Annotated in this window: 2 protein-coding genes; one reads left to right on the forward strand and one right to left on the reverse strand. The window is 62.7% G+C overall.

What is annotated here, in order from left to right; translation table 11 throughout:
• Positions 1 to 253: 253 nt before the first annotated feature.
• Positions 254 to 1537, reverse strand: coding sequence for a Gfo/Idh/MocA family oxidoreductase (locus tag PSV43_RS12330; protein WP_300197301.1), 1284 nt, complete (start codon positions 1535 to 1537; stop codon positions 254 to 256).
• Between the two features lie 55 nt (positions 1538 to 1592).
• Between PSV43_RS12330 and PSV43_RS12335 the strand changes: the two genes are divergently transcribed.
• On the forward strand, positions 1593 to 3613 hold a 2021-nt coding region (locus PSV43_RS12335), incomplete at its 3' end, for a prolyl oligopeptidase family serine peptidase (RefSeq protein WP_300197304.1).

Consider the following 3613-nt stretch of genomic DNA (forward strand, 5'->3'; position numbering starts at 1 on the left):
CAAGATTCTCTGATTGGGAATCCTGCATCATCCTGTGATCTTGTTAATCCTGTCTCCTTGCGCCGCTTTGAAATGGAACCCTCATTTCTCCACGGCACCCAATTCGAAGGTCCACTTCTGCGGCGAAGTCAAAAGCCTGTTTTAACGGTTTTGTGGTGTTAATAGTCGTTAATTCATTCGTAATCGGATACTTACGCAGCTTTAAACCCGCAAGATCAAGGCGAAAAGCCGGAAGCTAGGTCTTCTGGCCTGCTTACGCGATCTTCCAGGCTTCGCGCATGGGCCGGAGCAGCATCTGATTGGCCTGATCGTCGTTTTCGAAGCGTTCGGCTTTGGGGTCGAACTTCAGCGGGCGCTTGAGCACGGCGGAGATGGCCCCGATGTGGCAGGTGGTGGCGGCACGCTGGGCGATCTCGGCCGTGGCGGCGGTGCGGCCCCGGGAGTACACAGCGTCGATGAAGTTGCGGTGGTGGTTCTTGGACTCGTAGAGCTTCACGTCGCTGTCTTTGAGCTTGGCGCGCAGGATGGCGTCGTCGCTGGCCTTGAGGACTTCGGCTTCGGTGTAGATCCAGCCTTCACTGCCGATGAAGCGGGTCCCCCACTTGGTCTTGTCCTCGGTGCTGGACATGACGATGCGTACACCATTGTTGTACTGATACTCGATGCGGAAGCTCTCGGCGGCATCGTAGATGCCAGCGCTGCGGCGTTTCACCTCAGTGGCGCTGACCTCGGTGGGGGTGGTGTCGTCCATGCCGGCACCCCATTGGGCCACGTCCAGGAAGTGGGCACCCCAGTCGGTGATGTAGCCGGGGGCGTAGGCTTCGATCCAGCGGAAGTTGAAATGACAGCGCGCCGCCGTGTAGGGCTGCTCCGCTGCCGGGCCGAGCCACATGGCGTAATCCAGATGGGCAGGCACGGGTTCGGTGGCTTCGAGGCCGGTGTGGCCGCCGCGAATGGCAAACTTCCCCGGCACGCCGATCTCGATTTCCTTCAGCTCGCCGATGTAGCCGTTGCGCACGCGCTCGCAGGCCATGCGCACTTTCATGCCGGAGCGCCGCCAGGTGCCGCACTGCAGCACGCGCTTGTTTTCCTCCACCGCACGGCAGATGGCGCGGCCTTCGACGATGCTGGCTCCGAGGGGCTTTTCCGAAAACAGATCCTTCCCGGCCTTCGCGGCGGCGATGGCCACATTGGAGTGCCAGTGGTCGGGCGTGGCGTTCATCACGGCATCCACATCGCTGCGGGCCAGCACCTCGCGGAAGTCTTTGAAGATCGCGCTCTCGGGCAGTCCGGCCAGCTTGGCGGCTGCGGCGGCGTGCTTGGAATCCACATCACAAATGGCGACGACCTGCACGCGTTCATCCGCCATCAGCGCCCGCAGATTGCTCGTGCCCTGCCCGCCCACGCCGATGCAGGCGAGCTGCACCTTCGCATTGGGGGACACGGCCCCTGCCCTCCCCAAAGTGGCTGCTGAGACGATGAAAGGAACAGCGGTGCTGAGAAATTGACGACGAGTGGGAGATGCATGTGGGGGCATAGGAAAGAAACGCAGATCGTCTCCGATATTCATCAAGCGCCAACACACATCATTCATGGAATCCTCCCCCCTGCCCCGCCGTCGTGACTTTCTGCAAACCACCGGCCTGGGTATTCTGAGTCTGCCAGCACTGCAAACCTTCTTCGGCAGCAGCGGCACCGCGCAGGCTCAAACGGCGGCCAAGGCAGCCAGCGCCCCAGCGTCCGCCGTTTCTGTTCCTGCTTTGAACCGCTTCCCCCGCATGCAGCAGGAGTGGCTGGTGGCCGAGGTGCGTGCCGCCGAGCAGCGCGGCAATGCACGACGCGAGGCCTTGAAGACCAAGGCGGATGCCGAGGCGTACGTGAAGTCCGTGCAGGAGCGCATCCGCGAATGCTTCGGCCCACTGCCGGAAAAAACACCGCTGAATGCGAAGGTGACGAAGACCCTAGAGCGCGACGGCTACCGCATTGAGAACATCGTCTTTGAAAGCCGCCCCGGTTATCTGGTCACGGGCAATTTCTACTTCCCCACGAATAGCAAGGGTCCCGTTCCCGGCGTGATCGGCGTCTGCGGGCACTCGCTCAATGGCAAGGCGGCGGAGGCTTACCAAAGCTTTGCGCAGGGTCTCGCCCGGCAAGGCCAGGCCTGCTTCCTTATTGATCCCGTCGGTCAGGGCGAACGCTTTCAGTACTTGAATGAGAAGCTCGGCTCCCGCCTCGGCGGTGGCACCACGGAGCACAATCAGATGGGCGCACCGCAGGCGCTCATCGGCGAGTTTCTTGGCACCTGGTTCGTGTGGGATGCCATGCGTGCGCTCGACTACCTGCTCACGCGAAAAGAGATCGACCCGCAGCATCTCGGGGTCACGGGCAACTCCGGCGGCGGCACGCAAACCACCTGGCTCTGCGGCATGGAGCCACGCTTCACCATGGGTGCGCCTTCCTGCTTCGTCACCACCTTCCGCCGCGATGCTGAAAACGAGCTGCCGCAGGACATGGAGCAGTGCCCGCCGCGTGTGCTCGCGCATGATCTGGACCACTGCGACTTCCTCGCGGCCATGGCTCCGAAGCCGGTGATCATCCTGGCGCAGGAGAAGGACTTCTTCGACAATCGCGGCTCCACAGAGAGCTACGAGCGCCTGAAAAAACTCTACACGCTGCTCGGCAAGCCGGAGAACATCCAGCTCCACATGGGCCCCGATCCGCACGGCTACACGCAGTCCAACCGCGAGGCGATGTATCGCTTCTTTGGCAAAGCCACCGGCATCCCCGCCGCAGCCGCCGAGCCGGCGATCACCCTCGAAAAAGACGAGGATCTGTTCTGCACGCCACGCGGTCAGGTGGCGGAGGCCGGATCGCGCACGCTGATGACCTTCACCCGAGAAAAGGCGGACGATCTGGCAGCTGGGCGCAAGCCTCTCAGTGGCGCTGCTTTGCAGAAATCCGTGCGTGAGGTGCTGAAGCTGGCCACGCTCGGGGATTCACCGCCGGACTACCGCATTCTGCGCAGCGCGGGTGCGCGCAAGTACCCCATCAAAGGCTACTGCACCTACGCCGTCGAGACGGAGCCGATGATGCAGGCCTTGGTCACCCGCTTGAGCGCTGAAGCCCTCACCTCGCGCCTGCCGCGTGGTCAGAGCAAAGCCGTACTCTACATCTCCCACCGCTCGGCCGATGCCGAACTGCGCAGCGATCCCTTTGTGAAGGAACTCATCGCCGCTGCACCCGACGCCGCCTTTTTTGCCTGCGATGTGCGCGGCATTGGCGACTCGCAGCCCAACACCTGCGGCGCGAATCAATTCCTCGGCCTCTACGGCAGCCATTACTTCTATGCCGCCTACAGCCAGATGCTCGACCGCCCGCTGCTGGGTCAGCGCGTCTTCGATGTGCTGCGCGTCCTGCAGCTTCTCGCCGCAGCGGGACACACGGAGATTCATCTTGCCGGTCAGGGCTGGGGCGCTCTGCCTGCCGCCTTTGCTGCGGTGCTCAGCCCCGGCTTGAAGCAGGTCACGCTGAAGCATGCGCTTGCCTCCTTTGGCGATCTCGCAGCGCACGAAGACCAGCAGTGGCCCACCGCCTTCATGCTGCCGCAGGTGCT

This window comes from Prosthecobacter sp., assembly GCF_029946185.1.
In the GTDB taxonomy this organism is placed as follows: Bacteria; Verrucomicrobiota; Verrucomicrobiia; order Verrucomicrobiales; family Verrucomicrobiaceae; genus Prosthecobacter.

Bases quoted from the DNA above. Each gene is read 5' to 3' on its own strand.
- PSV43_RS12330 (WP_300197301.1), bottom strand. From the start codon at position 1,537: ATGCCCCCACATGCATCTCCCACTCGTCGTCAATTTCTCAGCACCGCT.